Origin of the sequence: uncultured Clostridium sp. (assembly GCF_937920395.1) — a bacterium.
Classification (GTDB): domain Bacteria; phylum Bacillota; class Clostridia; order Clostridiales; family Clostridiaceae; genus Clostridium_AD.
Window position 1 is genome coordinate 1 of record NZ_CALEVF010000217.1, and the last position, 3,505, is coordinate 3,505.

The following is a 3,505-nucleotide window of genomic DNA, read 5'->3' on the forward strand; positions in this document are numbered from 1 at the left end:
TGCCACCTTGCCAAGGTGGACGTCGCGAGTTCGAATCTCGTCTTCCGCTCCAAAACTTGCGGGTATAACTCAGTGGTAGAGTGTTAGCCTTCCAAGCTAATTATGAGGGTTCGATTCCCTCTACCCGCTCCAAAAAAAGTCTTTAGTATTTATACTAAAGACTTTTTAAAAGTTGATTTATTATGCGCCCATAGCTCAGATGGATAGAGTTGCAGACTTCGAATCTGAAGGTCGTGGGTTCGACTCCCTCTGGGCGCACCATAAAAGCCTTACAAACACTATGTTTGTAAGGCTTTTGTGTTTGTCATAAAAATGCCTTTACCTCATTTTATTAATTTTAACTTCCTTAGATTTACATGTTTCAATTGATTTATTATACTTATATATACTACAATAAGATTTAATTATAATTTATATATATTTATGTCATGTAAGGTAACCCCATATCATTATTAGATATGGGGTTTAGTATGTTAATGATGTACTAGTAATTTTCTCTATAAGTTTTAAATGCTAGGGATATCTCAGGATTATCATTAATGAATTGAACAAAATCTTGAAAGCATTTTGATGTTTTATTACTTATAGTATGTTCGATTTTTTCAGTTTCTTCTAAAATATCCGCTTCTGAAATATCAAGTACTCTTAAAAGACTTTCAATAGTATTATGACGGTTAAGTAATACTTCTCCAAGCGTTTTTCCATCCTCTTCAAGTACTAAAACACCATATTTTATATATTTTAAAAGTTTTAGTTCTGCTAACTTATGCACCATGTTTGTAGCTGAAGGTGGTTGTACATTAAGAGCACTAGAAAGTTCATGAATTCTTGTAAATCCTGTATTTAAAGACAGTCTATATATCATTTCAAGGTAATCTTCCATAGAAGCAGTAAGTAAATTATCTTCTTTTTTCATGTATTCGTTGAAAGTATAAAAATTATTTTTTACCACATTTTCACCCACTTTTAAATATAGTTTATTATATAATTTATATGCTTTATCATATAAAATAATTACTTTATGTAACGTTAGAAAAATCTCGACATATATTATAGAAATAAAGTTAGTATTGACTAACAATGTTAACTATTATTAACTATTTTAATTATAACAAAAATAGATACGTAAAGTAAGAAGGGTGATGTATCTTATGGAAAGTAATAAAAAATTAATGGATATTAGTTTAACTACTCCAAAACAGGGTACAAATAGTAGCAATGGAAATTTAAATAAGGTAAAACAATTAGTGAAGTTTTTAGGTCCAGCTTTTGTTGTTAGCGTTGCATATATTGATCCAGGTAACTTTGCAACTAATATAAGTGGTGGTTCAAAATTTAACTATACACTCGTTTGGGTGATCTTATGGAGTAATATATTGGCTATATTTTTACAAACAATGTCAGCTAAACTTGGAATAGCAACGGGCCATAATCTTCCTGAAATGTGTGCTAAGGTATTTACTAGAGGCACAAATTGGATATTTTGGATTATTGCTGAAGTTGGTGCTATGGCAACTGATTTAGCTGAGTTTTTAGGGGGAACGTTAGGATTATATTTACTGTTTCATATACCTATGATATATGCAGGACTTCTTACTGGATTAATAACATTTATAATTTGCTATTTAGAAAAGTATGGTCAGAAAGTTATTGAAATTATAATAGCAGCACTTGTTACTGTGATTTCTATTGCATATACAATAGAGTTATTTCTTGCTAAACCAGATTGGAATCAAGTAGGCATTCATACAATAATTCCTACGTTGCCAAGTGGTGCTGCTGTATTCATCGCTGTAGGAATGCTTGGTGCAACAGTTATGCCGCATGTAATATATTATCACTCACAACTAGTCCAGGAGAGAAGTGTTAATACGTCAGATGAGGGTAAGATAAGACATTTAAAAATGGAGAAAATTGATATTGTTATAGCTATGAATATTGCTTTTATTGTTAATGCTGCTATGGTTGTAGTTTCAGCTGCAGTTTTTTATAGAAATGGAATTGTAGTGGATACAATTGAACAGGCTCATGCATCACTGCAACCATTATTAGGGTCTTTATCAAGTGGCGTTTTTGGATTAGCACTTTTTGCATCAGGAATATCTTCTTCTGCTGTTGGGACACTAGCAGGTCAAACAATTATGAAGGGTTTTGTTAATTTGAGCATACCTATAAATATTAGAAGACTTGTAACGATGATGCCAGCTTTGATTATAATTGCACTTGGAATTAATCCGATGTATGCTCTTGTTTTGAGTCAGGTTGCACTTAGTTTTATTCTACCATTCCCAATAATTCAAATGTTAATTATTACTAGACGAAAAGATTTAATGGGTATTTTAGTTAATAAACGTTTTGTAGAGATTTTGGGCATTTTAATAGCTACAGCCATTATATTATTAAATGCAGTGCTTATGTACCTAACATTTATGGGTAAGGCTTAATATAATATAAAGTATTAATATCAGTTATTTATTTATTTATTATTCTGTAAGTGTGATTATAATTTATATAGAATAAAAAACAATACTGCACTTAGGGGGAACCCAGTGCAGTATTGTTTTAATCAGTATATCAATTCTCAAATTAAATAATAGGTTGGTCTCTTTAGATTGTAGACAATTTATCAGATTTTATTCACTTTATACAATAATATTAAATAAATCAAATAAAATAAATGAAAATATATACAAAACACATAAAGTTTACATATTTATTAAATTATTTTACAATAATTAATTGGTATTATAAATACATACTAACTTAAACTACTATATTTATTAAAATATTTTATAAAAATCATTTGAATATTATTTAATATGATTGTGTAAAAAATAATAAACTGAAATGGATGGTGCAAAATGAAAAATACTAAAAAAATAACATCAATATTAATAGTTGCTATTATCACTATGGGCATGCTCGTTGGGTGTGGTTCAAAAACAACAGCAACAACTACAGCTACAGCAGCAACTGCTCAAAAACATGATTCATCTGCAATGAAAACAACTTATTCAACTGTTCTTAAGGCATTGGTCACAGATAAAACAATAACACAAGTTCAGTCTGACAAAGTTCTTGCTTTAGTTGTAAAAGATATACCGACAGGAGGTGGAAGACCAAGCGGAACAGATAAACAAGGAGGAACGAACTCTAAAAATAATCAATTAGCATCACTAGTCACTAGCAAGGTAATTACACAGGTACAAGCTAATACCATAAGCACAAAAGTTCAGGCAGCTATGAAGAGTATGCAGGGCACTAAGACAAATTAGAATTTGTAAACATAAATACAAAATATTAAGGCGACAATAATATAAACTTATTGTTGTCTTAATTTTTTTAAAAATATACAAATATAAAGTTAAATAGTCAAAGTATTTGGAGGAATACTAGCTGTTTTGTAGAAGATATAAGGTAAGATAAACTTTTATAACGAATGGAGGGAAGTATAAATGAAAAAATTAATTAATAATCCAGATTCTGTTGTTGAAGAGATGTTAGA

The 3,505-nt window shown here is 29.9% G+C and carries 3 protein-coding genes and 2 tRNA genes; 4 read left to right on the forward strand and 1 reads right to left on the reverse strand.

From position 1 onward, the window contains the following. The first annotated feature begins 58 nt into the window (after window positions 1-58). Together Q0649_RS13595 and Q0649_RS13600 are read left to right on the forward strand one after the other, a co-directional pair. A tRNA-Gly gene (locus Q0649_RS13595) sits at window positions 59-132 on the forward strand. 52 nt (window positions 133-184) lie between these two features. Continuing rightward, window positions 185-261, forward strand: a tRNA-Arg gene (locus tag Q0649_RS13600). A gap of 223 nt (window positions 262-484) precedes the next feature. Here the strand turns inward: Q0649_RS13600 and Q0649_RS13605 are convergent. Further along, complete coding sequence (locus tag Q0649_RS13605) at window positions 485-952, reverse strand: metal-dependent transcriptional regulator (RefSeq protein ID WP_298842935.1); 468 nt, start codon at window positions 950-952, stop codon at window positions 485-487. Window positions 953-1,151: 199 nt separating this feature from the next. On the opposite strand from Q0649_RS13605, the gene Q0649_RS13610 reads away from it, so the two are divergent. Together Q0649_RS13610 and Q0649_RS13615 are read left to right on the forward strand one after the other, a co-directional pair. After that, window positions 1,152-2,444, forward strand: coding sequence for an Nramp family divalent metal transporter (locus tag Q0649_RS13610; RefSeq protein ID WP_298842938.1), 1,293 nt, complete (start codon window positions 1,152-1,154; stop codon window positions 2,442-2,444). Between the two features lie 417 nt (window positions 2,445-2,861). Beyond that, a complete protein-coding gene (locus Q0649_RS13615) occupies window positions 2,862-3,275 on the forward strand; it encodes a hypothetical protein (RefSeq protein ID WP_298842941.1) in 414 nt (137 codons plus the stop codon). Window positions 3,276-3,505: the final 230 nt, after the last annotated feature.